Consider the following 25,697-nt stretch of genomic DNA (forward strand, 5'->3'; position numbering starts at 1 on the left):
TTACCAATTTGTGCAATACCGAAAGGGATCTTCATTCTGCCGGTTTTTTGCACATTTAAGTAGTTTACAAAGATACCCTGGGCCGTTTCCGGTCTCAGGTAAATTTTATTGGCACCTTCTGCTACAGAACCCAGTTCGGTAGAGAACATCAGGTTGAACTGACGCACATCCGTCCAGTTCTTAGAACCGGAAACCGGGCAGGCAATTTCAAGCTCTTCGATTAAAGCTTTTATATCGGCCAGATCGCCTTTTTCCATGCTAGAACCTAACCTCTGCTCAATCTCATCAATCTTGGTCTGGCTTCTCAGTACATTTGGGTTGGTGGCCAGAAACTGTGCTTCATCAAAGGCATCGCCAAATCGCTTTTTAGCTTTTTCAACCTCCTTGGCAATTTTAGCCTCGTACTTAGCCACTACTTCTTCAATCAGCACATCGGCACGATACCGCTTCTTGGAATCTTTGTTGTCAATCAATGGATCGTTGAAGGCATCTACGTGACCAGACGCTTTCCAGGTAGTTGGGTGCATGAAAATGGCGGCATCAATACCGACAATGTTTTCATTCATTTGCACCATGGCTTTCCACCAATACTCCTTTATGTTGTTCTTTAGCTCAACACCATTCTGGCCATAGTCATAGGCCGCAGCCAAACCATCGTATATCTCGCTGGAGGGGAATATAAAGCCATATTCCTTTGCGTGACTTGTTATTTTCTTGAGCAGATTATCGTCATTCTGTGCCATGCCGCAAAGATATGGAAATCACTTTCAACTAAACCAATGGGAATTCAAAAATGAAAAACATGAATAAACCCATATTTGACCATTATTTGGCCCGTTTCTGGTGGCGACTTTTTCGAATTGGATATATTTACAGGACATGAAGAGACGGATTGTATACATTGTGGGTGCCGTGCTGTTTGTGGTTTTGGCCTATGTGGGCATAAACCAATACATGCTTTACTACACCAAACAGTTTAGCCCCGAGGCTAGCGCAGAGTATATAACCTCCGATATTTCTGTGAAGGTGTTTTACAATCGTCCTTCGAGAAAAGGCAGAACCATTTTTGGCGATTTAGTACCTTATGGTCGTTGGTGGCGCACAGGGGCCAATGAACCAACTCATATAGAGCTGAGCCGAGACATTGAGTTTGATAATGGTGCCCAACTGCCGGCAGGCAAGTATTCACTGGTAACCATTCCGAAACCCAACGAATGGGAAGTGATATTCAATAGCAAAATTCCTGATTGGGGAACCGAGTATTTCCCCGAGTTTGACGTACTACGTGTACCTGGGCAGGTAGAGCGGCTTCCCCAACCCGTAGAGGTTTTTACCATAGACTTTACAGAAGAAAATGGTCAGCCTCGCCTCACCATGGCTTGGGACGACACCAAGGTTACGGTGCCCTTTAGGGTACAGTAATTAAACCTTCTGCAGTTTTGCCCATCCAAAAGGCAAACAACAACATTATGACAAAATCTATTCAATTTATGGTGTTTGCCATTATGGTCGTGGTAAGCCAGCAAATGTTTGCTCAAACCAGTGATAAAACACTCTTGAAAACGGAACAATTGGCGGCAAGGCTAGGGCTCAATGCGGAGCAAAAGGCTGAACTGGATAAGGAATTGAAAGCTGCCCAAGAGGCTCGCAAGCAGCGTATGGAACAATTCAGAACAATGCGTGAAGAATTGAGGCGCGATGCTTTTGTGGAAAGACAGGAGCAACGTGAACGAATGAAGGCTTTGCTTACACCGGAACAGTTGGCAAAACTGGAAGAGTTGAAAGGCAGACGAGGCGAAGCAATACAGCGCATGCAGAGAGAGGACAGGGGACGCCATTTCGATGGCCCACGACAGCCTATGAGGTTTAAGCGGCACATGCTCAAACGAAGAATGGAATTGAGAAAGAGCGTGCGAAAGGATGGTGGCCGCTAGCGGCTGCTTGTGAGAAGGGTGTTTTTGAAAAGGTCAGCGCGGGCCTAAAAAACCTCAGAAATTTCAGCAGTTGTTAGAAAAGAGAGGCTGCCTCAAAAGCCAACTAATTCGTCATCCTCTGTTTGATCGGGAGACTTAACCTGGATTTATACCTCATTTTAAGAGATCTCCCATTTGTGTGGGGGAATGATACTAAGCTTTTGAGACAGCCTCTTTGCTATTTCCAATCGTTTTCATTTTTGGGTCCCATGGTGCCTTTTACACTATTCAGTAGTTCCTTACTGTTGTATTTAATACCTCCTTTAACCACCCACTGAACGTTTCGGGTGTGGGTTATGTCATTTAAGGGGTTGCCCGTTACCACAAATAAATCGGCTAGTTTACCCACGGTTATACTGCCCAGCTTATCGCTCATCCGTAGGGCTTCTGCTCCATTGATTGTGGCAATGCGCAGTACATCGGCATTGGGAATGCCAATGGCGTTTAAGGCTTCCATTTCACGATGGGCGCTAAATCCGGGAATAAACTCCCCCACAGAGGGGTGGTCAGTTCCGAGGGTTATTTTGCCGCCTTTATCGTAATACCGTTTCACAGTCTTTTTCTTTACATCAAATATCTTTTGGAACATGGCCAGCTCTTGCCGGGTGTCTTTGGTAATTTCAAAAGCATAGGGAGTGAGATACTGTCTTTCGTTGTGCCAATAATCATAGAAAGCTTTGCGGTGCCCATAGTATCCATAGGCCGTCAGCGTGGCATCGAAATATACGTTGTTGGCAATGAACCAGTCAATCTGTGCATCGATTTGTGAGGCTGTTTGTGGGTCGTTTAAATCCAGATTCTGAAGGGTGGCATAGGCCGATGCGGAATCAGGTATGGCATCGCCTCCTAAAAAATGCTCTATCCTGTCAATGCCCATGCGTATGGCTTCTTTTGGGTTAACGGTGTTTCGATAGCCGGAACCCAGATGTGCTGTAACGGTAAGGCCGTGCAAGTGGGCTCGTTCTATAAGCGCCTGTAATAGTACCGGGCTTATGCCCTTGGCCTTAAAGCCTGCAACTCCCTGTTCAGCCCAGTGGTCTACGGTGGCATAGACATCTTCTACCGTAGTGCGTCTGTCCCAAGCGGGAAAGGCCGTTCCGAAGTAGGGGCCTGAGCTATGAATTCGAGGGCCTATTTTTTCTCCCCTGTCAATAGCTCTTCGGGCTTCTAACATTACTTCCGGCTGAATTTCTCCTCCCGGAAAGGTAGAGGTGACTCCATTGGCCAGAAAGATAACGGGGTTGGCCACTACTTCATCTCTCCGCACGCCATCGAAAGTTACCCGGTAGTGGGCGTGAAGGTCAAATATGCCCGGCAAAATGTATTGGTTATCACTTAGCTCAAGAGTCTCGTACTCACGGGTGTTCTCAAGTGGATCTCCAATGGCAACTAATTTTCCACTTCTTATGACCATGCCTTTGTTGGCCTTCATTTGCCCTGAAGGCGTGTGAAAGTAGTAACCTCCAGTAATGTAGAGGTTTTGGGCTACTAGCGAAGACTGCGTTAAAAAGAGTAATAAGCTGAGAAAGCCAATAAATCTTTTCATAACTCTGATTTGGTTAGTCCTTTAAGGTAGTATTTACCTGCAAACCATTGGTCAAAGTTTTATGAACGGGGCATTTGTCGGCTATTTCTGTTATGCGTTTGCGCTGCTCATCGGTCAGGTTGCCGGAGAGCTCCAGATAGCGGTCAATAAACTCTATTTTACTTTTTTCACTCAAATCACGAGCATCATTTGCATGGCGTTTTTCACGAGTGAGGTGTACTTTTACCTCTTCCAGAGGCCATTTTTTGTGGTTGGCATAGAGCCTGATGGTCATGGCGGTGCAGGCCCCGAGTGCGGCAACGAGCAGGTCATAGGGTGTAGCCCCGAGGTTTGTTCCTCCTACTTCTTCGGGCTCATCGGTCAACAGGAAGTGTCCGCTGGCCATTATTTCTGTTTGCAGCCCCCGGTCGGCTTCGTTTCTTACCACTACCTGTTCATTGGTATTTAGGTCTGTTTGCTTTTCAAAATCTACATAGCGCGATGCCCATGCGGCTATTACTTGCCCCACGTAGGCCGCATCTCCCTTGTTGGTGAGCAAATGATCGGCCCCATCGAGCGAAACGTAGCTTTTAGGGTGCATGGCAGAAACATAAATTTTTTCGGCATTTTTAATATCAACCACATCGTCTTGAGGAGAGTGCATAATGAGCAGAGGCCTTCTGAGTTCTTTAATCACTCCCGATTTTTCGTATTCGGCCAAATCATTTACAAACTGTTTTTTTATGGTAAAGGGCCTTCCGCCTAATGAAACCTCTGCTTTGCCGGTCGATTCAATCTGCTCAATGGAGTTTTGAAACAGGTGGGTGACGTGCGTTGGGTCGGCTGGGGCACCAATGGTGGCTATCGCTTTTATATATTTGAGCTGTGCGGCAGCCATGAGCACAGCCGCTCCACCCAGGGAGTGACCAATAATGATTTGTGCTTGCTGGTAGTGTTCTTCCAGATAATTGGCTGCAGCTATCAGATCGCTGACATTGCTGGAAAAGTTAGTGTCTTCAAAGTCTCCTTCACTCTCGCCTAAGCCTGTAAAATCAAATCGCAAAACGGCAATTCCTCTGGCGGTTAAAGCACGGCTGATGTGGGTTACAGCCATCAGGTTCTTTGAGCAGGTAAAGCAATGTGCAAACAGGGCATAGGCATATACGCGCTTATCTACCGGCATTTCCAGCCTGGCGGCCAACTGTTCTCCTTCTTTGTTGGGAAATTTGAGTTTGATGGTTTTCATGTTTGCGATTGATTTGCTTCTTCAATTTAATAGAATAGCATAAGGAAAAGTTTCTTGCTCTAATCCGAACCATGTGGGAGTAAGGGTATTGTCCATCTTCATTGTTTTCAATGCAACTACCTTATTAGAAGCACTCTGGGAAGGTCAAAACTCAGTTATAGGAGGAGATTACTGATTAAGCCTAATTATATAGAGTGTGATATATCTGGAGCTGTCTGAACTGGCAGCTTCTTTCTTTTCTACCCAGCATTAAAACAAATATCTTTACGGCCTGTTTCTCCAAAAGAGATAAATGCTATGGCAAAGAACATTACGGGAGTCTTGTTAGTAAACCTGGGTACACCAGACAGCCCTTCTACCCCCCATGTGAGAAAGTATTTGCGCGAGTTTCTAATGGATGGTCGCGTTATTGATATTCCGTACCTGCTGCGAGCCATGCTTGTGAACGGTATCATTGCCCCTTTTAGGGCTCCCAAAAGTGCAAAGGAGTATGCCAAGCTTTGGGAAGACAGGGGCAGCCCACTTAAGTTTTATGGCCTGGACGTGCGTGATATGCTTCAGGAAAAACTGGGGGCAGGCTATAAGGTGGCTCTGGGCATGCGTTATCAGAGCCCCGGCATTGAGAGTGCTTTAGAGGAACTGAGGGCTGCAAATGTGAGCCGCATTGTTGTGGTGCCCCTGTTTCCTCAATATGCTTCGGCTACTACGGGATCTGTTTCTCAAAAGGTGAATTCCATTGTAAACCAATGGCAAATTATTCCGTCTATTGCGCATATTAATCAATTCATGGATCACCCTAAGTTCATTGAGGCTTTTGCAGCCAATGGAAGGTCTATGATGGCCAGGAATGACTACGACCATGTGGTGTTTAGTTATCATGGGGTGCCGGAACGCCATATCAAAAAGGGTTCTGTCGGCAACCAGTGCCAGTTAGGCACTTGCTGCAATGCCTTCCACGACCGGAATAGGTATTGCTATAGAGCACAGTGTTTTTATACCTCTCGCCTACTGGCCAAAGCGCTTGGGCTCAAGGAAGATGAGTATACAACCACCTTCCAGTCTAGGTTGGGCAAAGACCCGTGGATTCAGCCTTACACTGATGAGTTTTTGAAAACGTTGCCCTCTATGGGTAAAAAGAGGGTGCTGGCTTTTTCTCCGGCATTTATTGCCGATTGTCTGGAAACAACCCTGGAGGTTGGAGAGGAGTTCAAAGAAGAGTTTTTGGAGGCCGGAGGCCAGGTATGGGATCTTGTGCCGAGCTTAAACGATTCGCCTCTTTGGGTGGAGTGCCTTGAAGATCTGGTAAAAAAGGCTTAGTCTATCCGATAGATCTGCTCTATTCGCAGTGTTTCTATACTGTTATTAAGAAAGGCACAGGAGGCTTGCCGATTATAAAGTTCTGCTTTCACGATTACTTCCAGTCCGTCTTCGCGATAATTGCTGGGAAGGTATGTGGGCTTATAAAGACGTCCGTTTACATCCAAAACCCACTCGCATTCGGCCATAGCCGGTATGTCTCTCACATCTACGATAGTTCCCTGCAGCTCAACAATGTCAATTTCGCTGTTAGAGCAGGCGCAAATGAAACAGCCCAGCAGGGCTAGAACAACGGCTAGTTTGGTTTTCATGACACGGCTTCCGGAACAAGAATTTCTACCAGCTTATTAACGGTATAGTCTACCTCTTCTATTGTGTTGTACTTGCTAAATGAAAAGCGTATGCCTTGCCTGTTTGGGTCGGCTTTAATGCCATTGAGTACATGTGAGCCCTTGTTGGCTCCGCTGGAACAGGCGCTTCCACCAGAAGCCGAAATACCGTTGATATCGAGACTAAAGAGCAGCATACCGTTGTTTTCATGAGGAGGAAAGCTCACATTGAGAACGGTATACAAGCTACCTTCCGGGCTAATGTCTCCATTGAATTCTACCCCCGGTATGTTTTCGCGTAGCTTCTCAATCATTCGGGTTTTCAACGATTGAACATGTTTTTGATGGGATTCCATTTCAGCATAAGCAATTTCCAGTGCTTTGGCCAGGCCCACAATACCATATACGTTTTCCGTACCGCCTCTGTGGTTTCTTTCCTGTCCGCCACCTTCAATAAACCTACCGATAGTTCTGCTCTTGCACACGCGCAAGAAACCAACGCCTTTCGGGCCATGGAATTTGTGTGCAGCTCCTACTATAAACTGGCAATTCAGTTTTTTTAGGTCGTGCACATAATGCCCCATGGTTTGCACGGTGTCTGAATGGAAGGTGGCTCCATATTCTTTGGCCAGGTCTCCAATCTGCTCAATATCATTGATGGTGCCAATTTCATTGTTGGCGTGCATTATGCTAACTAAAGAATTGGGATTGTTTTTTAACAACTGCTCAAGATGATCCATGTTTACATGGCCTTGACCATCGAGCTCCACATAGCTGGCTTTTACTTTTCCCTGCGCTACTAATCGCTCTACCGTATGGCCAACCGCATGGTGTTCTATCGATGTGGTAATGATATGTTTAATATCGTATGCTTCGACCGTACAACGAATAGCTGTGTTGTCTGCTTCGGTGCCTCCTGAGGTAAAGAAGATCTCGGCCGGAACCGTATTGAGTAATTCGGCCACTTTTCTGCGGGCGTATTCTATTTTTGTTCGAACCTCTCGCCCATGAGCGTGGGTAGAAGAAGGGTTGCCGTACATGTCGAGCATGAGGGGCTTCATTTCTTCAAAAACGTCCGGGTCTAATGGAGTTGTAGCGGCATTGTCGAAGTATACTTTCATGGCTCAAAAAATTAGTTGGCTACAATTTCGCGTATGTCTGACATAATTTTTTGTGCCAGATGCTCTGCAGTTGCAGCCGATTCTGATTCTGCATATATCCTTATAATGGGCTCAGTGTTCGACTTTCTCAAATGAACCCATTCTTTATCGAACTCTATTTTTACTCCATCAATGGTGTTGATGGGTTGCTTTTTATACTGCTCACGAATTCTCACCAACACTTTGTCTACATCGATTTCAGGAGAGAGGTCGATTTTATTTTTAGAAATGTGGTAATTGGGGTATTTGGCTCTCAATATGGAAATTCGTTTTCCAAACTTGGCCAGGTGGGTAAGAAATAGGGCTATACCCACTAGGGCATCGCGCCCGTAGTGTAGTTCCGGATAGATAATGCCTCCGTTGCCTTCACCTCCAATTACAGCATTAATTTCTTTCATTTTTTGCACCACATTTACCTCTCCCACGGCCGATGGCTCATATTGACCTCCGTGTTTTTCGGTAACATCGCGTAGTGCTCGTGTCGAAGATAAGTTAGACACGGTGTTTCCTTTAGTTTGGCTCAATACATAATCGGCCACGGCAACCAGAGTGTATTCTTCTCCGAATACGGTACCTGTTTCATCGACAAAGGCCAGGCGATCTACATCAGGATCTACCACTATGCCCAAATCGTACTTACCGCTTTCCAGCACTGAGCTTATTTGACCCAGGTGCTCAGGTAAGGGCTCCGGGTTGTGTGGAAAATGCCCATTGGGTTCGCAGTAAAGTGCTTCAACATGTTCTACCCCAAGCGCTTTAAGCAGAGGCAATACAGAAATACCTCCTGTAGAGTTTACGGCATCTACCACTATTTTAAAGTTGGCCTTTCGTATGGCTTCCACGTCTACCAGGGGTAGAGCTAAAACCATTTCTATGTGTTTTTGTATGTAGCTGTCGTTGGTGGTTACCTTACCCAGCTTTTTTACTTCGGCAAATCGGAAATTATCCTTTTCTGCGAGCTCCAGTACTTCTTTTCCGTCTTCGCCACTGATAAACTCTCCCTTGTCGTTGAGTAGTTTGAGGGCATTCCATTGCACCGGGTTGTGGCTGGCCGTGAGTATAATTCCACCGCCTGCTTCTTCAATAGGCACAGCTATTTCAACGGTCGGAGTAGTAGACAGCCCGAGGTCTACCACATCAATACCCAGGCCAACGAGTGTAGCCGATACCAGATCGGAAATCATTTGGCCGGAAGGGCGTGCATCTCTACCAATAACGATTTTTCTTTTTCCGGTTTTTTCTACTACCCAAGATCCAAAAGCGGCAGCAAATTTTACAGCGTCAACCGGAGTGAGGCCCTCACCTACTTTACCTCCGATGGTTCCTCGTATTCCAGAAATAGATTTTATGAGTGTCAAAGTCCTATCGTTTTAAGCAGCGTCAAAATTAGTAAAAAGCACCTAACAATAGGGCCTTTTGCCAAGAGATGTACAGTGGGGTATTTATTTGAATTTGGCCAGTACTTTGTCTACTTCATTGTCAGGATTGCCACAGGCTTCTCCGGCTTTTACATCTTTACCACAAAAGCCGCATTTTACTCCTTCTTTGTTCAGGAAGGGACTTTGCGATGCACAGGTGCCTTTAAACTCTCCGTTTTTGAGCAGGAGCAATCTAACGGACATTCCAACAAAAAACAGTGCGACTAATACCAGCGTGAGAATTAATGTTGTCATTATCGACTAATTTGATGCAAATTTAACATTACTGGCTGCATAACACTACCTTTGCGACATAAGTTTCGACTCCATTTTCCGGACCAATGATTGAACCTCCTAAAGATTTACGCAGAAAAGAAAAGCTGGCGGCTTTTGACCGGCTGCTTACTATAATGGACGAACTTAGGCTTAATTGTCCGTGGGATAAAAAACAGACCCTCGAATCCATCAGGCACCTTACTATAGAAGAAACCTATGAGCTCTCTGATGCAATCCTGAACCAGAATCTGGATGAGGTAAAGAAAGAAATAGGTGATCTGATGTTACACATGGTTTTTTACTCTCGAATTGCCGATGAACAAGGGGCTTTCGATGTGGCAGACGCATTGAATGCGATTTGCGATAAGCTGGTGAACAGACATCCGCATATTTATGGTGATGTGGAGGCCAATGATGAGGAGGCAGTAAAAGCGAACTGGGAGAAAATAAAACTTAAAGAAAAGGGTAATCAATCGGTATTGGGCGGGGTTCCTCAATCGTTGCCGGCATTGGTTAAGGCCGTGAGAATTCAGGATAAGGCTCGTGGCGTAGGGTTCGATTGGGAAAAAAAGGAGCAGGTTTGGGAAAAGGTAGAGGAAGAAATGCAGGAGTTCAAAGAAGAATTCAATTCTGAGGAGGGCGAGATTGATAAGGAGCGGGCAACATTGGAGTTTGGCGACTTGCTTTTTTCTCTGGTTAATTACGCCAGGTTTATAGACATAGACCCCGAGGAGGCCCTGGAAAGAACCAATATTAAATTCATCAAGCGATTCCGGTTTTTGGAGGAGGAGTCTAAAAAAGATGGTAAAGATATCGGTGAGATGACTTTGGCCGAAATGGATGAGTATTGGGAAAAAGCCAAACAGTTGAAATGAGCTTTAAGCAACTACTAGCTAAATTTTTGATTTGGCGTATTCGCCACTTGAGCACAAGAAACTTTGTGATCATTGTTGGCGGATTGGTGGGTATAGTTGGTGGAGTGGCGGCCGTTTCGTTAAAAAGCGCAGTTCACTTTATTCAAGAGCTGATAAAGCATACCAATATAGATTATTCCTACTTGTTCTTTCCTGTATTGGGTATTGTTATTACCGCCCTTCTGGCCAAGTATTTACTCAAAGAGCAGTTGGGTCATGGTATTACCACTATTTTATTCTACATCTCCAAAAAATCGAGCATTATTCACCGGAACAAGATGTTTAGCCGAATGATTACCTCGGGTATTACAGTGGGCTGTGGTGGTTCGGTGGGTTTGGAGGCGCCTATTGTGGTTACGGGCTCGGCCATTGGCTCTAACATTGCCCGCCTGATGCACCTCAACTACAAACAGCGCACGCTAATGATTGGCTGTGGAGCTGCAGCTGCCATTTCCGGCATATTTAACTCTCCTGTGGCCGGGGTGATATTCAGCATAGAGGTTATTCTTACAGACATCACCATCGGTACCTTTATTCCCCTGCTTATTGCTTCGGTACTTGGCTCTATGGTTTCCATGTTGCTTTTAGGCGATGATGTGCTTTTTTCATTTGAGCTTACAGACCCTTTTCTGGCTTCAGACTTTGTTTTCTTTCTATTGTTAGGGGCTATTTGCGGTTTGGTGTCTGTGTACTTTACCCGTACCACATTGTGGACCGAAAAGGCAATTTCGAGGGTTAAGCAGGTGTTTCCGCGGGCATTGCTCGGAGGTCTGGCACTCACGGTTATTATTTTTGTGCTGGCACCTCTCTATGGCGAAGGCTATGATTCTATAAAGCTCATATTGCAGGGGCGTGCTCAGGAGATTGTGGCTTCGAGCGCTCTTTTTTCTCAATTTTCTGATCCCTGGTTCATTGTCATATTCGGCTTGGCCATTCTGTTGCTTAAACCTGTGGCCACCGGGTTAACCATTGGTGCGGGAGGAAATGGTGGAATCTTTGCGCCTTCTTTATTTATTGGCGGTATTACAGGTTTTATCTTTTCTCAGGTAAACAACTTGCTCAATACCGGGCACAGTATATCCATTTCAAATTTTACACTGGTAGGCATGTGTGGAGTAATGAGCGGGGTACTGCATGCTCCTCTTACAGCTATATTTCTTATAGCCGAAATTACCAGTGGCTATACCTTGTTTTTGCCATTAATGTTGGTTTCGGCTGTGGCCTATAGTACCAATAGCTATTTCGAAAAGTACTCATTCTATACCTCCAAGCTGGTCAAGTCGGGCGACTTTATACCGTATGATAAAGACAAGCAGGTGTTAAGCCTGATTAGCATTGAAAAAATGATCGAGAAGGATTTGCTCACTATTCATCCGGAGCAAACTCTGGAAGAGCTGGTTGGTTTAATTAAAAAGTCCAGAAGAAATATTTTTCCTGTGGTCAACGAAAAGAGTGAGCTCAAGGGCATTATTACGCTCGATGATGTGCGCGAAATTATGTTCGATCCACAATCTCAAAAAAGTGTAATTGCACAGTCCCTTATGCACAGGCCGCCCGAAACCGTACAGTCCGATGAGAAAATGGAAGAGGTAATGGCAAAGTTTGAGAAGACAGGAGCCTGGAACCTTCCTGTGATAGACCACGGCCAGTATGTGGGAATAGTCTCCAAGTCCAGAATCTTTAATGCGTATCGTACCAAGCTGCGCAGACAACACAAGGAGTAGGTTCAGTGATGCGTACTAACCTGTTCGTTTACAGAGTGTTTTTAAGGGCTCTTCGCTGCATAATTCAAAAAATTCATGAAAGTTATCAACAAGAATTAGAATGAACGGAAGCTATGTAAGTTTCTGAAAAACAGCCGCTTATATGGGGTCTGTGGAAAACTGTGGATAACTGAGTCAAAATGTGGAAAAAAATAGGCTATTTTTTTTGATTCTTTTTTTGTCTAAAACCCATTCGCTCAAAGCCTCCCTGAACAATGTTTTTTTGTTTAACGAATCAGCCCATTCATTCAACAGGAATTTTCATGTTCATTTCTATAAACAAGGCTCTATTGAGAATGGAGAGAGCAGAACCAAAAGTTGTCTATGTTAAGACAACATTAACTTAAAATGTTACAATGGTAAAGCATTGAATAAAATTTTTGAGTGGCGTTTTTCCCGGCCTGTCTTTCATGGAAGTGTCTATTAAAAAAGTACAATTCCAAAAATTGGAGTTTGTGCGTAGGTACATCCATATTTTCTAAGTTTCCAACCCTGAAGCCCTTTCGCTCGTGTAAAACTTGTTGTTGAGATCGAATGGGCTTATGACCTTTCTGTCTATGAAATCGAGAAGTAGTGCATACCCCCTAACCCTGGCCTGGGCTCTATTGCTTTGGTCTGCATTGGCCTGTTCTCCTCAGGGCGAGCAGCGGCTTGAGGTGGTAAAGTTCGATGCTCTTGATGAACTGATTAATAGAGATTCGGAGCAACTGGAGGTGATTAACTTTTGGGCAACTTGGTGCAAGCCCTGTATTAAGGAATTACCTTACTTTGAAGAACTACACTCAGAAAATGAATCGGTACATGTCACACTGGTATCATTAGATTTTGCCGATGAATTCGAAAAGAAAGTGGTGCCATTTGTTGACTCAAGAGGGCTTAGTGCCGATGTGCTCCTGCTTGACGAAATTGATTACAATGCCTGGATAGACCGGGTAGACCCATCGTGGAGTGGAGCCATTCCTGCTACTTTATTGATTAATCACCGTACCAATAAAAGACGGTTTGTTGAAAAAGAACTTACTAAAGAAGAACTTGAGTCAATAATCTCAGAATTAACAAATTAAACCATATCAACATGCAGTTTCTAAAAACAGTTGTTTTGGCCCTTACGCTGGTGTTTGCTACCACAGGCGAACGTATGGAAGGGCTACAGGTTGGCGACAAGGCTGTCGACTTTAACCTGAAGAATGTAGACGGGAAGATGATTTCTCTCAAAACCAACAAGAATGCCAAAGGCTATATTCTTGTATTTACCTGTAATACCTGCCCGTATTCAGTGATGTACGAAGACCGTATTATTGCTTTACACAAAAAATATGCTGAGCAGGGATATCCGGTTTTGGCTATTCAACCCAATGACCCACAAAAATCTCCGGGCGATTCTTTTGAGAACATGCAAGTGAGAGCCAAAGAAAAGGGATTTCCTTTTCCCTATGTGATGGACGAAACCCAGGAGGTAACCAAAACTTATGGAGCTACAAATACCCCTCATGTATATGTGCTTAACAAAACCACCGGTGGCGACTTTAAGATAGAATACATAGGAGCCATTGATAACAATAGCCGTAATGCCGAGGCGGCCAGCAAACGTTATGTAGAGGAAGCTCTGGACAACCTGATTGGTGGTGGAGATGTGCCTATTACAACCACCAAAGCTATTGGCTGCACCATTAAGTGGGGCGAGTAGTTCCACAACTCATTGCATAAGGGGGCATTTCAAAAACGTATTCCGAAACAAGTTTTTGAGGTGCCCTTTGCTATTGGCTGAACTCAGAAGAATTGATGAGCTCCAGAATATCGTCCAGGTATTCCCGGGTGTTCGATAGCCTTGGCACCTTGTGCTGACCCCCCAGCTTACCCCTTCTTTTCATCCATTCATAAAAGGTGCCTGGTTGGGCCTGGTGTACAATGGGTAGGCTAAGAGCAATACTTTTATGTCGCTTGGCATCGTAGTCGGAGTTTATACGCCTTAGGGTGGCATCGAGCACGCGGGTAAAAGTTTCTAAATCGGAAGGTGATTTTTCGAATTCAACAATCCATTCATGGGCCGCATTTTCATTTTCGCCAAAGTACTTTGGCGCTGCCGTAAAGTTGTTTATTTGTGCTCCTGTTTGCTCACAAGCTACCTCTATGGCCTTTTCGGCATTTTCAACCACCACTTCTTCTCCAAAGGCATTAATAAAGTGTTTGGTTCTACCCGATATTTTAATCTTATAAGGGCTGGTGGATGTAAACACAACGGTATCTCCAATCTTATATCGCCAGAGCCCCGCGTTGGTCGATATGAGCAAGGCATAGTGTTCTCCTACCTTTACATCGCCCAGGCCAATCACTTTTGGTTCCTCCTTATGAATCTCTGCATAAGGAATAAACTCGTAGTAAATACCATAATCCAGCATAAGCAGCATATCGTCTGAGCCCGGCTCATACTGTATTCCGAAAAAACCCTCTGAGGCGTTGTAGGTTTCCATATACCTCATTTTTTCTGAGGGGATGAGGTGCTGGAAAATGCTTCGGTAAGGGCCAAAAGCTACCGCTCCATGAAAGAAAACTTCCAGGTTTGGCCAAACCTCAGTTATGTCTTTGGCTCCTTTTAGTTCAAGAATCTTTTGCAACAGCACTATGGTCCAGGTAGGAACACCAGAAATGCTGGTCACATTTTCATCCATGGTTACTTCGGCCATCTTCTGAATTTTGGCCTCCCATTCGTCCATCAGAGCAATGTCGAGAGTGGGGGTTCGTACGAAGCGTGTCCAGTAAGGCAGGTTAGACATAATTACGGCCGATACGTCTCCATAAAACGACTCGCTGTTGCTGTCGTGTTGATTTACTTGCTGGCTGCCTCCAATGGTTAAGCCTTTTCCGTCAAAGAGCCGTGTATCCGGAAAGTGATTGCAATAAATGGACAGCATGTCTTTGCCTCCTTTAAAGTGACACTCCTCCAGGGCTTCATAAGAAACGGGAATGAACTTGCTTCGGGCGTTGGTAGTGCCAGAAGATTTGGCAAACCATTTGACATCGGAAGGCCACAACAGGTTTTGTTCTCCTGCCATGTTGCGTTCGATGTAAGGGCTTATTTCCTCATAAGAGAAAAGAGGAATTAGCTTTCTGAATTGCTCAGGGGTGTGTACATCGGCAAAGCCGTGTGTACGTCCAAATTCGGTGTTGCGTGCGGTGGTTATTAGTCGTTTAAACAACTCTTCCTGCACTTCCAGAGGGTATTTGATGAAAAGCTCAATTTGATGCATTCGCTTTTTCATCACCCAGGTTAGGATGGAGTTGATGATGGCCATTAGATTTTCCTTTTCAGTTCAAAGTGTTGTCCAAGATACACTTTTCTTACCTGTTCATCGGCTGCCAGCTCTTCGGCTGTACCGGCCTTCAGTAGCTTACCCTCAAACATTAAATAGGCTCTGTCTGTAATGGAAAGAGTTTCCTGCACATTATGATCTGTTATGAGGATACCAATATTTCTGTTCTTTAGCTGGGCAACAATGCTCTGTATCTCCTCAACGGCAATAGGGTCTACTCCGGCAAAGGGTTCATCGAGCAGCACAAACTTTGGGTCTACCGAGAGGGCTCGCGCAATCTCTGTTCTTCTTCTTTCTCCCCCGGAAAGAACGCGCCCCAGGTTTTTGCGAACATGGGTTAGGCTAAACTCTTCCAGCAGAAACTCCATTTTATCTTTTTGTTCTGCTTTGCTGAGCTTTGTCATTTCGAGCACAGCCATTATGTTTTGCTCTACGGTGAGCTTGCGGAAAACAGAAGGTTCCTGGGCCAGATAACCAATACCCAGTTGTGCTCTCTTAAACATGGGTAGCGGAGTAATGTCTTCTTTGTCCAGGTAAATGGCTCCCTCATTGGGTTTTATAAGCCCGACAATCATGTAAAAAGTGGTGGTTTTTCCGGCACCATTGGGGCCAAGTAAACCAACAATTTCTCCTTGATTTACTTCTACAGAGATATTGTTTACTACTTTTCTTTTCTTGTAGGTCTTAATGAGGTTGTCAGCACTTAGCTTCATTTTCCTGTTGGGTTAATCGTCAAACTTAATGTCTTTGACAAAGAGTTGGAGGCTTTTTAGTCCTCTGAATTCATTTTCTTCTACAGTAAAGGCCATGTGAAACTTGAGCCCGCAATTCACCAGGTCATAATAATCACCAAGGCCAAAACCAATGGCATCGAAAGCAACATTGGTGCCCGGTTGTTTTACCGTGAATTTTAAATGCTGTTCTTTTAAAAGTTTAACATTTGTGGCCTGTACATGCTCTACCACAAACACGGGCTGCATGTTTTGAGGGCCAAATGGCGCCATTTGTGAAATTATATTGAAGAACTTCCGGTCTATTTCGTTCAGCTTTATAATTGAATCTATGTGAATTGAAGGAATGAGTTGCTCCGGGGTAATGTGCTTGGCTACTACTGCTTCGAACTTTTTGCGAAATGCCTCTACATTTTCGATCGACATGGTTACACCGGCCGCATACATATGCCCTCCGTATTGGTCGAGCAAGTCGGAACACTCGCTGATGGCCGCATAAATATCGAAGCCGTCTACTGATCGAGCGGAACCGGTGACCTTTTCATTGGATTCGGTGAGAATCACCGTTGGTCTGTAAAACTTTTCGATGCAGCGGGAAGCTACTATTCCAATTACCCCTTTGTGCCAGTCTTCTTTAAAAAGCACAGTAGCTTTGGCATTGGCAAACTCCTCGTTGGTACTGATCATTTGAATAGCCTCTTCGGTAATGGTGCTGTCAAAGTCCCTTCTGGCATCGTTCTTATTATTAACCATTTCGGCCAGCAAGTTGGCTTCTTCTTCGTTGTTAGCCAGTAATAGTGCTACGGCCGATCCGGCATGATCCATTCTGCCGGCCGCATTGATACGGGGCCCTATGCCAAATACTATTCCGGAGATTGTAAGATCTTTGTTGGTTTTGCAAAGGTCTATTAGCGACTTGAGTCCGGGTCTGGGCGATTGGTTAAGCTTTTTAAGCCCAAAGTGAGCCAGTATTCGGTTTTCGCCAGTAATTGGTACTATATCTGAGGCTATAGAAACGGCCAGCAAGTCTAAGTAGGCCCAAAGCTCTTTCATATCGATACCACTTTGCAGACTAAACCCTTGCAACAGCTTAAAGCCAACTCCGCAGCCTGATAGTTCTTTGTAGGGGTAAGGACAGTCGTTTCTTTTTGGATCTAAAACAGCATAGGCAGGGGGTAGCTCATCGCCAGGAGTATGGTGGTCGCATACTATTACATCGATGCCCAATTCTTTGGCGAGCTGAATTTTTTCGTAGGCTTTAATGCCACAATCCAGTGTTACAATCAGCGAATAGTTATTTTGGGCCGCATAGCGAATACCTGCTTCGGAAACCCCGTAGCCTTCTTTGTAGCGGTCGGGAATATAGTATTCCAGTTTATTGTAAAATCTGGAGAGAAAGCCGTAAAAGGTGGCTACGGCAGTAGTCCCATCCACATCATAATCACCATATATCAGAATGCCCTCCTCATTACCAATGGCCTCGGTGAGCCGGTTTACAGCCCGATCCATGTCTTTCATGAGAAATGGGTCGTGAAGCTGCTCCAGGCTGGGTCTAAAGTAATCCCTGGCTTCTTCAAAGGTGTTTATGCCTTTGAGTTGAATTAGTTTGGCCAGGGTTTCGCTCACGCCCAGCTCCTGCTGAAGGGTATGCACGGCTTCACCATCAAAATCTTCCTGAATAATCCACCGTTTCTGCATTCGTTAAAATTAAGGGATAATAGGCTATCAGTACAAAAAAAGCAGTGCCATCTGATGACACTGCTTTTCAGATTGGCTATTTCGTTATTAGTTAGAACCGGCCGGTTCTTTAATTACATCTTTCAATGGAACTCGCTGCCCGTCTCTGTAAGGAACAATCCAGGCATCTTCTACTCCCATCTCTCTCAGATATCTTTTAAGCACATTGGCATCTTCATAGTTTCGGAAGTTTCCGATCACATACTTTCGAAGGTCGTCTGCTCCCTCCTCGGCAAATTCTTTGGAGGTCCCGGCATATTTCTGAAGATCTATTTTTCGGAAAGCACCTACCTGTACTTTGAATACCACACCTTTGGAGAAGTCTTCTCCATTAATAATGTCTGGATTATAGGCGGGTTGTTGTGGTTTTGCTTTGAGGTTTTCAATTTCGTTTTGAGCCGCCTGGTAAGCCGCCTGCATACGGGTAACCTGTTTTTGCAAATCACTGATTTTCTCGTCTTTTGAAGAAACCTGAGCCTCCAATGAGCTGATTTCGCTTTCCATACTGGCTATTTTAGCCTTGTTGCTGGTGTTCTCTTCATAGAGAATACGGAAGTCTTCAGGAGACATTTTCTTCTTCTTTTTCTTCCACTCTTTAAGTTCTTTCTTGGTTAGTGGACGGGTGTCTGAGGTTTGGGCTACAGTGAGCCCCGCTACCATTACACCCAACAGAAGAGTTAATATTGCCTTTTGCGCTTTCATGAGAGTCGGTTTTTCAAGTTCAATATATGACAAATTAGCGGAATCTTATCAGCTTTTCAAACTGCCGATCATGTCTTCCGGTCTCACCCACTCGTCAAACTCTTCGGCTGTCAGGTAGCCAAGATTCACGGCCTCTTCTTTTAGTGTGGTTCCGTTTTCATGGGCTGTTTTGGCAATTTTGGCCGCCTTCTCATAGCCTATTTTTGTATTCAGAGCGGTTACCAGCATTAGGCTGTTATTCAGGTGCTGCTGAATGTTTTTGTAGTTGGGCTCTATACCTATGGCACAATTGGCTTCGAAAGACACACAGGCATCGCCTAGTAAACGAGCCGATTGCAGTACGTTGTATGCCATTACGGGCTTAAACACGTTTAGTTCGTAGTGTCCCTGGGTGCCACCAACCGTTACAGCCACATCGTTGCCCATTACCTGCGCGCAAACCATGGTCATGGCCTCGCACTGTGTGGGATTTACTTTGCCGGGCATAATTGAGGAACCGGGTTCGTTTGAAGGAATAATGATTTCGCCAATGCCTGACCGCGGGCCGGAAGCCAGCATTCGGATGTCGTTGGCAATCTTATTAAGCGATACTGCGAGTTGTTTGAGTGCACCATGCGTTTCTACCAGGGCATCGTGAGCGGCCAGTGCCTCGAATTTATTTTCTGCCGAAACAAAGGGAAGTCCGGTAAACTGGGCTATTTTTTTGGCTACCAGATCAGCGTAACCCTCCGGGGTGTTTATTCCGGTGCCTACGGCTGTGCCCCCCAATGCAAGTTCAGAAAGGTGATCGAGCGTATTGCGCAAGGCTTTAAGTCCATGGTTAAGCTGCGATACATAGCCTGAAAACTCTTGCCCAAGGGTAAGAGGAGTGGCATCCATTAGGTGAGTACGGCCAATTTTCACCACTTTCATAAAGGCATCTGATTTGGCCTTTAGCGTATCTCTGAGTTTTTCGACTCCGGGAATAGTGGTTTCTACAATCATTTTATAGCAGGCAATGTGCATGCCTGTAGGGAAGGTGTCGTTAGACGATTGCGATTTGTTCACATCGTCATTCGGGTGAACCAACGGTTTGCCTTCGCCCAGTTTATTACCGGCCAATACATGCGAACGGTTAGAAACCACTTCATTCACGTTCATGTTCGATTGCGTACCAGATCCTGTCTGCCAAACTACCAGCGGAAATTGATCATCGTGCTTGCCCTCAAGAATCTCATCACAAACCTTAGAAATCAGATCTCTTTTCTCTTCAGAAAGAACGCCTAGCTCACAGTTGGCATGGGCTGCGGCTTTCTTCAAGTAGGCAAAGCCATAGACCACCTCTAAGGGCATGCTGGCTTCCGGGCCAATTTTAAAGTTATTTCTTGAGCGCTCGGTTTGAGCTCCCCAGTATTTATCGGCAGGTACCTGAACCTCGCCCATGGTGTCTTTTTCTATTCTGTATTCCATAGTGTTTGCTTTTTTCAGAGGAGGCCAAAATTAGCTATAGAAAGCATGGAATTGAAATGATTTTACCAGGAACTTGAGGTGGACAGGTGGGCTGCCTTTTAGTGGCTGAGGAGTTGCATTTTACCGATGGGGCGTCTCGTAAATATTTTTTTGTCGAGTCGTTCTGAAGTTTACCGATGCCAGGCGTCTGTTTACCGAATTCCATCATCTTCAAGCTTCAGGTTCAGCGTACATTTGAACAGTCAAAAACAACAAACAACTCTTTGGATTAAGGTTGGTCGCCTTAAGAGCCCAAAGGCAAACTCAAAATAAAAACAGCAACACTAATCAAATGGAAACGAAAATGGATAGACGCGTATTAATTGGTACTTTGTTTCTGGTTATAGGAGCAGTACTCACGCTGGACAACCTGGATATATTCGATATCGACTTGCCCGGGTACCTGTACCGGTGGCACACTTTTCTGGTTGTCATAGGTATTTTTATGGCTACCGTAAGAGAAAAGGTAGGCTTTGGTGTAACGCTCATTATAGTAGGAGGTGTCTTTCTGCTGGGCGATATGGCCGACTACTACTGGTGGGACTTTGAAATCGGAGATATTTTCAGATTGTGGCCGCTCGTTTTTGTAGCTATAGGAGCCTCACTCATCTTTAAAAAGGCACAGCACCGCGATTACGAAAAAAAAAATATTAGCGGAGACCTCGACTTCGTTGATGAACTGGCCGTCTTTGGAGGAGCCGAACGAATGGTTACCTCAAAAGAGTTTAAAGGCGGAAAACTCACCTCTATTTTTGGAGGAACAGATTTAAATCTCATTAACGCAGACCTAAGCCACGGCACGAATGTTTTGGATGTATTTATATTATTTGGCGGTTGCGATATTCGTGTACCTGCTGACATGAATGTGAAGGTTAAGGTTACGGCCATTTTCGGTGGATTTTCTGATGAACGAAAAATGATTGCCGAGAATGAAGCCAACGAAGGAAAAGAGCTCATCGTTCAGGGGCTGGTTCTCTTTGGAGGTGGTAGCGTAAAGTGATTTAGGGGCCTCTTTGATTGAAGAGGCTCTTTTATTTATCCTTCTCTGAGCTAATCTGCCAACAGGCGGGCTCGTTTAAGGGGCTTTTTTGGAAGGTGCTAAAGCAAGTTCGGCACACCGGGCTGAATCGTTTGAAAGAGCTTCTTGATTAAAACAGGTTTCTAAATTTTACTAAATTCCGCTTTCGGGCGGTTTTTTTATGCAGCATCCCTTTTTAAAAAACAGAAACTTCATTCCCTATTTGGGCACCTGGTTGCTTGTGGCCTTTGTTTTTGGTTTTGCCCTGTATAATTTCTACGGGCTCGACTGGCAAACCGCATTGTTAGACTCATTGGTATTCAATGCTCTTTTTATGGGGCTTGGGCTGGCTTACTGGTTCAATGTGCGCTATAGCACTTTCGATAAATCTCAACTGGTAAACCAATTGGTGAGTCACTTAGCAGCTGCAGCTATTTCCATAGTAGTTGGTGTGGTAGTGTTTAAGTTTATTATACTTTCTCTTATTCACGATGAGTTCTATGAAGAGTTCCTTACCTCTTCTGTGCCGTTGAGAGGGGCACTGGGAGTGTTATACTATGCCATTGTGGTGCTTATTTACTATCTCATACTTTACTATGACGATCTTAACACGCGATCTAAACAACAGGCACAGCTAGAGACTATGCTCAAAAGCTCGGAGCTGGAAATGCTCAAGTCGCAGATAAACCCCCACTTCATATTCAATAGCCTCAATTCCATTTCCTCACTCACTCTTATTGCCCCCGATAGAGCCCGGGAAATGGTGATAAAACTTTCGGACTTTCTTCGCTACTCTCTGGGTAAAGAGAATGACCAGATGAACACCGTTGAAGATGAAATCAACAATATCATGCTGTATCTGGACATTGAGCGAGTACGGTTTGGCGAGCGACTAAGGGTAGAAAAGGAACTGTCTGATGAGGTAAAGCACAACAAACTGCCTAACCTCATCCTTCAGCCACTCTTTGAAAATGCCATAAAGCACGGCATATATGAGAGCCTTGGAGAAATTACCATTCAACTGAAGGCCTGGAGAGAGGGCAGCCTGCTCAAAATTCAGGTGAGCAATGAGTATGACCCCGAAGCCGTGTCAAGAAAAGGAAAAGGAATAGGTTTGAAGAACGTGAGAGAACGGTTGGCACTTATTTACGGAGTGAGCCAGTTGGTGGAGGTTAGCAAAACAGATGGTATTTTCACGGTACGTTTAGACATTCCTCAAACAACAGCGGATTCATGAAGGCAATAATTATAGATGACGAAAGCCTGGCCAGAGAGCTCATTAAGGCCTATCTCAAAAAGTTTGATCAGATAGAAGTGATAGCGGAGTGTGCCGATGGGTTTGAGGGACTTAAGGCCATTCAGCAGCATGGCCCCGACCTTATTTTTCTGGACGTTCAAATGCCCAAGATTACGGGCTTTGAAATGCTGGAGCTTATAGATAATCCGCCTGTGGTTATTTTTAGTACCGCGTTTGACCAGTATGCCATAAAGGCTTTTGAGCTGAGTGCAGTAGATTATTTGCTTAAACCCTATTCCGAATCGCGCTTTGAAGAAGCTGTTAAAAAAGCCATTGCCAGAGTAGGTCAGCAGTCGGAGCAAAAACAAAAGCTCGATAAACTGCAAGAAAGCCGGGCTGAGCAGGATACGCTCGATCGGATGGTGGTGAAAACAGGCAACAAAATTCAAATTCTCTCGCTCAAACAAATACATCATTTCGAAGCACAAGACGATTACGTGGCCATTCATTCCGATCAGGGTAAATTTCTCAAACTAATGCGCATGAAAGCCCTGGAAAACGGATTACCTACCGATGACTTTGTGCGTATACACCGCTCCCACATAGTCAATGTAAAGCACATAGAGAAACTGGAGCTATACGAGAAAGACTCCTATATACTCTACCTCAAAAATGGCCAGCAACTACCAGTGAGTAGAAGCGGGCACAGTCGCTTAAAAGAGGTACTGAGGTATTGAACACATATAGAAAAGCTAAAACTCTGTATGAGTTACTGACAACGCGTATAATTAATTTACCTTCCCAACAGCCCCACTTTTACAACTCATCCTCCTAATACTACGGTTCAGTAAGAGATTTTTCCCTGACCCCAAGGCTTAAACCACCTTTGGTTTATCAAAAGCCCAACGGTTATGAAAAAACTCACAACACTGCTCTTCTTTCTATTGGTAGGAACAGCCTACGCACAAACTACCATAGAAGGGAGGGTTTTAGACAAAATGCAACAGACAATACCCGGAGCTAATGTTTACATTAAGAATAGTTTCGATGGTGCCGTAAGTAAAAGCGATGGTCAGTTTTCTTTTAGCAGCACTCTCGAAGGTAAACACGTTCTGGTGGCCAGTTTTGTAGGCTACAAAACCCTTGAACTGGATGTAGAATTGAATGGTAACCCGGTGCAAGTAGAGCTTGTGCTGGAAGAAGTTATTAATAAGCTTGATGGCGTAACCATTACGGCCGGAGCTTATGAGGCCAGCGATGTTAAAAAGGTAACAGTACTAAAACCTCTCGATATAGTGACTACCGCCAGTGCTGCTGGCGACATTATGGGAGCTATAAATACCTTACCGGGAACAGCCACTGTAGGCGAGTCGGGGCGACTCTTTGTAAGAGGAGGCGAAGGCTACGAAACCAAGGTGTTTATTGATGGTTTGGAGGTTAGAAATGCCTTTGGAGCCACCGTGCCCAATGTGCCTACACGAGGAAGGTTTAGCCCGTTTTTGTTCAAAGGAACAACTTTTAGCACGGGCGGCTATTCGGCCGAATTCGGACAAGCCCTCTCCTCCGTATTGGCCCTTAACTCCAACGATTTACCCGATGAATCTCAGGCCGATATATCACTGATGTCGGTAGGAGCCGATGCTGCCTACACCAAGCGTTGGGAGAACACCAGCCTTTCTGCCAAAGTACAGGTGACAGACCTAAGGCCTTATCAGGATTTGGTAAAACAGAACTTTGATTGGGAAGAAGCTCCAAACGCCACCGTTACGGAGTTGGTATTTAGGCATAAGGTAAGCCAAACAGGCCTGCTTAAAGTGTATTTCAATACCGATCAGTCAGACTTCATTATTCGCCAGACCAATTTAGACAGCCCGAACCGAAAAGATACGCTAGACCTTGAAAACAAGTACCTATACCTAAACGCGAGCTACCGCGATGTACTCAGCAGCAGGTGGTCACTGAAGAGTGGAGTGTCGCTCACGAGCAACAAAGACTTTCTGGCTTTTAACAGCCATCAGCTGGCAGGCGAGGAGCTGGGTATGCATTCCAAAATAACTCTTCAGTGGGAGGCTGCCGAAAAGCTTTCCATCAACATGGGCTCCGATTGGTTTAGCCGTGAATACCTGAGAAGGGTAAAACCCGTGGGTGAGGGTGCTTCTAAAACAAGCTTCAAAGAAAACCTGCTAGCCAATTTTGTAGAGGCCGATTACTTTGCTTCCAACCGGTTTGTGGTAAGAGTTGGACTTAGAAATGAGTATACCAGCCTTACCCATCAGAACTTTCTGAGCCCACGGGTGGCCATGTCGTATAAGCTCAATCAGGAGGGTCAATTCTCTTTGGCTTATGGCCGTTTTGTACAAGCTCCCCAAAACGACTACAGCGCTATTCAACCGGCTTTAAGACCCGAACAGGCTACACACTATATTCTCAACTATCAACACATTCGTAACAACAGAATTTTCAGAATAGAAACCTACCTGAAGAACTATGACAACCTGGTGAAATTTGGCACCGAACGCGATACTAACCCAAACAACTACAACAATATGGGCGAAGGTTCTGCAAGAGGGTTTGATGTGTTTTGGAGAGACAATGAAACCCTAAAGAATACAGACTACTGGGTGTCTTATTCTTATGTGGATGCCGAACGCAACTATAAGAACTTTCAGCAAAAGGCAACCCCATCATTCATTTCGTCTCATAACCTATCGGTGGTTATTAAGCACATGATAGACCCCCTTCGCACTCAGGTGGGGGCCACATTCAACTATGCTTCGCCAAGGGCCTATACCAACCCTAACAAGCCCGGCTTTCAGAATAGTCAAACACCCAGCTTTCAAGACATTAGTGTGAATGCTGCAGTACTTATTAAGCAGAACATTATTCTCTACTGCTCTTCCTCTAACCTGCTGGGGCGCGAAAACATATTTGGTTATGAATATGCCAGCCAACCTAACGGCCAAGGCGTATACGAGGGCCGCCCAATAGGGCAGGGCGCCAAACGGTTTCTCTTTGTAGGCCTATTTATTACACTCACTAAAGATCAGAAAAACAATCAGTTAGATAACCTTTAAGTCAAAAATTATGAAAACAGTATTCACCATTCTATTAAGCATTATGCTTGCTTTGCCTACTACCCCCACACAAGACAATGGCTATGAACTCACGGTGCAGGTAGAGGGCATCAGAAACCGCAACGGATATATTGCCATAGGACTCTTCGACCGCCATGGCGATTTTCCCGAAGGCGATGGACTTCAGTCCAAATATGTAGAAGTAAAAGGGTCTAGTGTAGAAGTTGTATTTAAGGGACTCAAAGAAGGAGAGTATGCTATTGCTGTAATGCACGATGAAAACGGCAATGAGGAAATGGACTATGCGCAAAACGGAATGCCCAAAGAGGGCTATGGCTTTTCGCTCAATGCCGAAGGAGAAATGGGACCGCCCAGTTTTGGTGAGGCATCTTTTAAGCTCACGCAAAATACGGTTCAGTCCATAGACCTGATTTACCTGCTTCGGTAAACCTGAGGTTACTCTACAGTTGGTCAGTAA

The 25,697-nt window shown here is 45.0% G+C and carries 23 protein-coding genes and 1 pseudogene; 12 read left to right on the top strand and 12 right to left on the bottom strand.

The genetic code is table 11. From position 1 onward, the window contains the following. Positions 1-743 (bottom strand): annotated as a pseudogene (locus B3763_RS14020) (glycine--tRNA ligase); the annotation flags it as partial. A 136-nt stretch (positions 744-879) separates the two neighbouring features. Between B3763_RS14020 and B3763_RS14025 the strand changes: the two are divergent. Then, a complete protein-coding gene (locus B3763_RS14025) occupies positions 880-1,422 on the top strand; it encodes a DUF2911 domain-containing protein (protein WP_189628847.1) in 543 nt (180 codons plus the stop codon). A 47-nt stretch (positions 1,423-1,469) separates the two neighbouring features. Beyond that, a complete protein-coding gene (locus B3763_RS14030; protein WP_286747383.1) occupies positions 1,470-1,934 on the top strand; it encodes a hypothetical protein in 465 nt (154 codons plus the stop codon). Between the two features lie 217 nt (positions 1,935-2,151). Here B3763_RS14030 and B3763_RS14035 read toward each other — a convergent pair whose 3' ends face one another. Together B3763_RS14035 and B3763_RS14040 are read right to left on the bottom strand one after the other, a co-directional pair. Continuing rightward, on the bottom strand, positions 2,152-3,519 hold the full coding sequence (locus B3763_RS14035) for an amidohydrolase family protein (RefSeq protein WP_286747385.1): 1,368 nt from the start codon (positions 3,517-3,519) through the stop codon (positions 2,152-2,154). A 13-nt stretch (positions 3,520-3,532) separates the two neighbouring features. After that, positions 3,533-4,744 carry a bifunctional alpha/beta hydrolase/OsmC family protein gene (locus B3763_RS14040; protein WP_286747387.1) on the bottom strand — a complete coding sequence of 404 codons (1,212 nt, stop codon included), beginning with the start codon at positions 4,742-4,744 and terminating at the stop codon, positions 3,533-3,535. Positions 4,745-5,041: 297 nt separating this feature from the next. Here B3763_RS14040 and hemH point away from each other — a divergent pair, with 297 nt between their 5' ends. Then, entirely contained in the window at positions 5,042-6,061 is a 1,020-nt protein-coding gene (gene hemH, locus B3763_RS14045) for a ferrochelatase (protein ID WP_189628851.1), read from the top strand. Here the strand turns inward: hemH and B3763_RS14050 are convergent. The 4 genes from B3763_RS14050 to B3763_RS14065 all read right to left on the bottom strand — a co-directional run bounded on the left by B3763_RS14050 (position 6,058) and on the right by B3763_RS14065 (position 9,223). Beyond that, on the bottom strand, positions 6,058-6,372 hold the full coding sequence (locus tag B3763_RS14050; RefSeq protein ID WP_286747390.1) for a hypothetical protein: 315 nt from the start codon (positions 6,370-6,372) through the stop codon (positions 6,058-6,060). The two genes, hemH and B3763_RS14050, sit on opposite strands and share 4 nt — an antisense overlap. Further along, a complete protein-coding gene (locus B3763_RS14055; RefSeq protein ID WP_286747392.1) occupies positions 6,369-7,511 on the bottom strand; it encodes a cysteine desulfurase family protein in 1,143 nt (380 codons plus the stop codon). The genes B3763_RS14050 and B3763_RS14055 overlap by 4 nt, the downstream gene beginning before the upstream one ends. An 11-nt stretch (positions 7,512-7,522) precedes the next feature. Then, entirely contained in the window at positions 7,523-8,908 is a 1,386-nt protein-coding gene (gene glmM, locus B3763_RS14060; protein ID WP_189628854.1) for a phosphoglucosamine mutase, read from the bottom strand. Between the two features lie 84 nt (positions 8,909-8,992). Next, positions 8,993-9,223, bottom strand: coding sequence for a hypothetical protein (locus tag B3763_RS14065; RefSeq protein WP_189628855.1), 231 nt, complete (start codon positions 9,221-9,223; stop codon positions 8,993-8,995). An 86-nt stretch (positions 9,224-9,309) separates the two neighbouring features. Here B3763_RS14065 and mazG point away from each other — a divergent pair, with 86 nt between their 5' ends. From mazG to B3763_RS14085, 4 genes are all read left to right on the top strand, one after another. Continuing rightward, complete coding sequence (gene mazG, locus B3763_RS14070) at positions 9,310-10,119, top strand: nucleoside triphosphate pyrophosphohydrolase (RefSeq protein WP_286747395.1); 810 nt, start codon at positions 9,310-9,312, stop codon at positions 10,117-10,119. Then, positions 10,116-11,882, top strand: a complete 1,767-nt coding sequence (locus tag B3763_RS14075) for a chloride channel protein (protein ID WP_286747397.1) — start codon at positions 10,116-10,118, stop codon at positions 11,880-11,882. The genes mazG and B3763_RS14075 overlap by 4 nt, the downstream gene beginning before the upstream one ends. A gap of 596 nt (positions 11,883-12,478) precedes the next feature. Next, a complete protein-coding gene (locus tag B3763_RS14080) occupies positions 12,479-12,985 on the top strand; it encodes a TlpA disulfide reductase family protein (RefSeq protein ID WP_189628858.1) in 507 nt (168 codons plus the stop codon). Between the two features lie 11 nt (positions 12,986-12,996). Next, entirely contained in the window at positions 12,997-13,608 is a 612-nt protein-coding gene (locus B3763_RS14085) for a thioredoxin family protein (RefSeq protein ID WP_189628859.1), read from the top strand. Between the two features lie 70 nt (positions 13,609-13,678). On the opposite strand, the gene B3763_RS14090 is transcribed toward B3763_RS14085, so the two are convergent. The 5 genes from B3763_RS14090 to fumC form a co-directional block, all read right to left on the bottom strand. Next, a complete protein-coding gene (locus B3763_RS14090) occupies positions 13,679-15,214 on the bottom strand; it encodes a GH3 auxin-responsive promoter family protein (protein ID WP_189628860.1) in 1,536 nt (511 codons plus the stop codon). Further along, positions 15,214-15,945: an LPS export ABC transporter ATP-binding protein gene (gene lptB, locus B3763_RS14095; RefSeq protein WP_189628861.1), complete on the bottom strand. Its 732-nt coding sequence runs from the start codon at positions 15,943-15,945 to the stop codon at positions 15,214-15,216. Before lptB ends, B3763_RS14090 begins: the two co-directional genes overlap by 1 nt. Before the next feature lie 12 nt (positions 15,946-15,957). Then, entirely contained in the window at positions 15,958-17,661 is a 1,704-nt protein-coding gene (recJ, locus tag B3763_RS14100; RefSeq protein ID WP_286747404.1) for a single-stranded-DNA-specific exonuclease RecJ, read from the bottom strand. Between the two features lie 87 nt (positions 17,662-17,748). Further along, on the bottom strand, positions 17,749-18,402 hold the full coding sequence (locus B3763_RS14105; RefSeq protein ID WP_189628863.1) for an Ezrin/radixin/moesin family protein: 654 nt from the start codon (positions 18,400-18,402) through the stop codon (positions 17,749-17,751). Between the two features lie 48 nt (positions 18,403-18,450). Beyond that, complete coding sequence (gene fumC, locus B3763_RS14110; protein WP_189628864.1) at positions 18,451-19,851, bottom strand: class II fumarate hydratase; 1,401 nt, start codon at positions 19,849-19,851, stop codon at positions 18,451-18,453. 343 nt (positions 19,852-20,194) lie between these two features. Here fumC and B3763_RS14115 point away from each other — a divergent pair, with 343 nt between their 5' ends. From B3763_RS14115 to B3763_RS14135, 5 genes are all read left to right on the top strand, one after another. Next, a complete protein-coding gene (locus B3763_RS14115; protein WP_286747407.1) occupies positions 20,195-20,890 on the top strand; it encodes a LiaF transmembrane domain-containing protein in 696 nt (231 codons plus the stop codon). A 199-nt stretch (positions 20,891-21,089) separates the two neighbouring features. After that, positions 21,090-22,145 carry a sensor histidine kinase gene (locus tag B3763_RS14120; RefSeq protein WP_286747409.1) on the top strand — a complete coding sequence of 352 codons (1,056 nt, stop codon included), beginning with the start codon at positions 21,090-21,092 and terminating at the stop codon, positions 22,143-22,145. Further along, positions 22,142-22,882 (top strand): LytR/AlgR family response regulator transcription factor, encoded by a 741-nt coding sequence (locus tag B3763_RS14125; protein WP_189628867.1) that lies wholly within the window; start codon positions 22,142-22,144, stop codon positions 22,880-22,882. The genes B3763_RS14120 and B3763_RS14125 overlap by 4 nt, the downstream gene beginning before the upstream one ends. Positions 22,883-23,056: 174 nt before the next feature. Further along, positions 23,057-25,219: a TonB-dependent receptor gene (locus tag B3763_RS14130; protein ID WP_286747411.1), complete on the top strand. Its 2,163-nt coding sequence runs from the start codon at positions 23,057-23,059 to the stop codon at positions 25,217-25,219. A gap of 10 nt (positions 25,220-25,229) precedes the next feature. Further along, a complete protein-coding gene (locus tag B3763_RS14135) occupies positions 25,230-25,667 on the top strand; it encodes a DUF2141 domain-containing protein (protein WP_286747413.1) in 438 nt (145 codons plus the stop codon). The last annotated feature ends 30 nt before the right edge of the window (positions 25,668-25,697 follow it).

The sequence above is a fragment of the Roseivirga sp. UBA1976 genome (genome assembly GCF_002336325.1).
In the GTDB taxonomy this organism is placed as follows: Bacteria; Bacteroidota; Bacteroidia; order Cytophagales; family Cyclobacteriaceae; genus Roseivirga; species Roseivirga thermotolerans.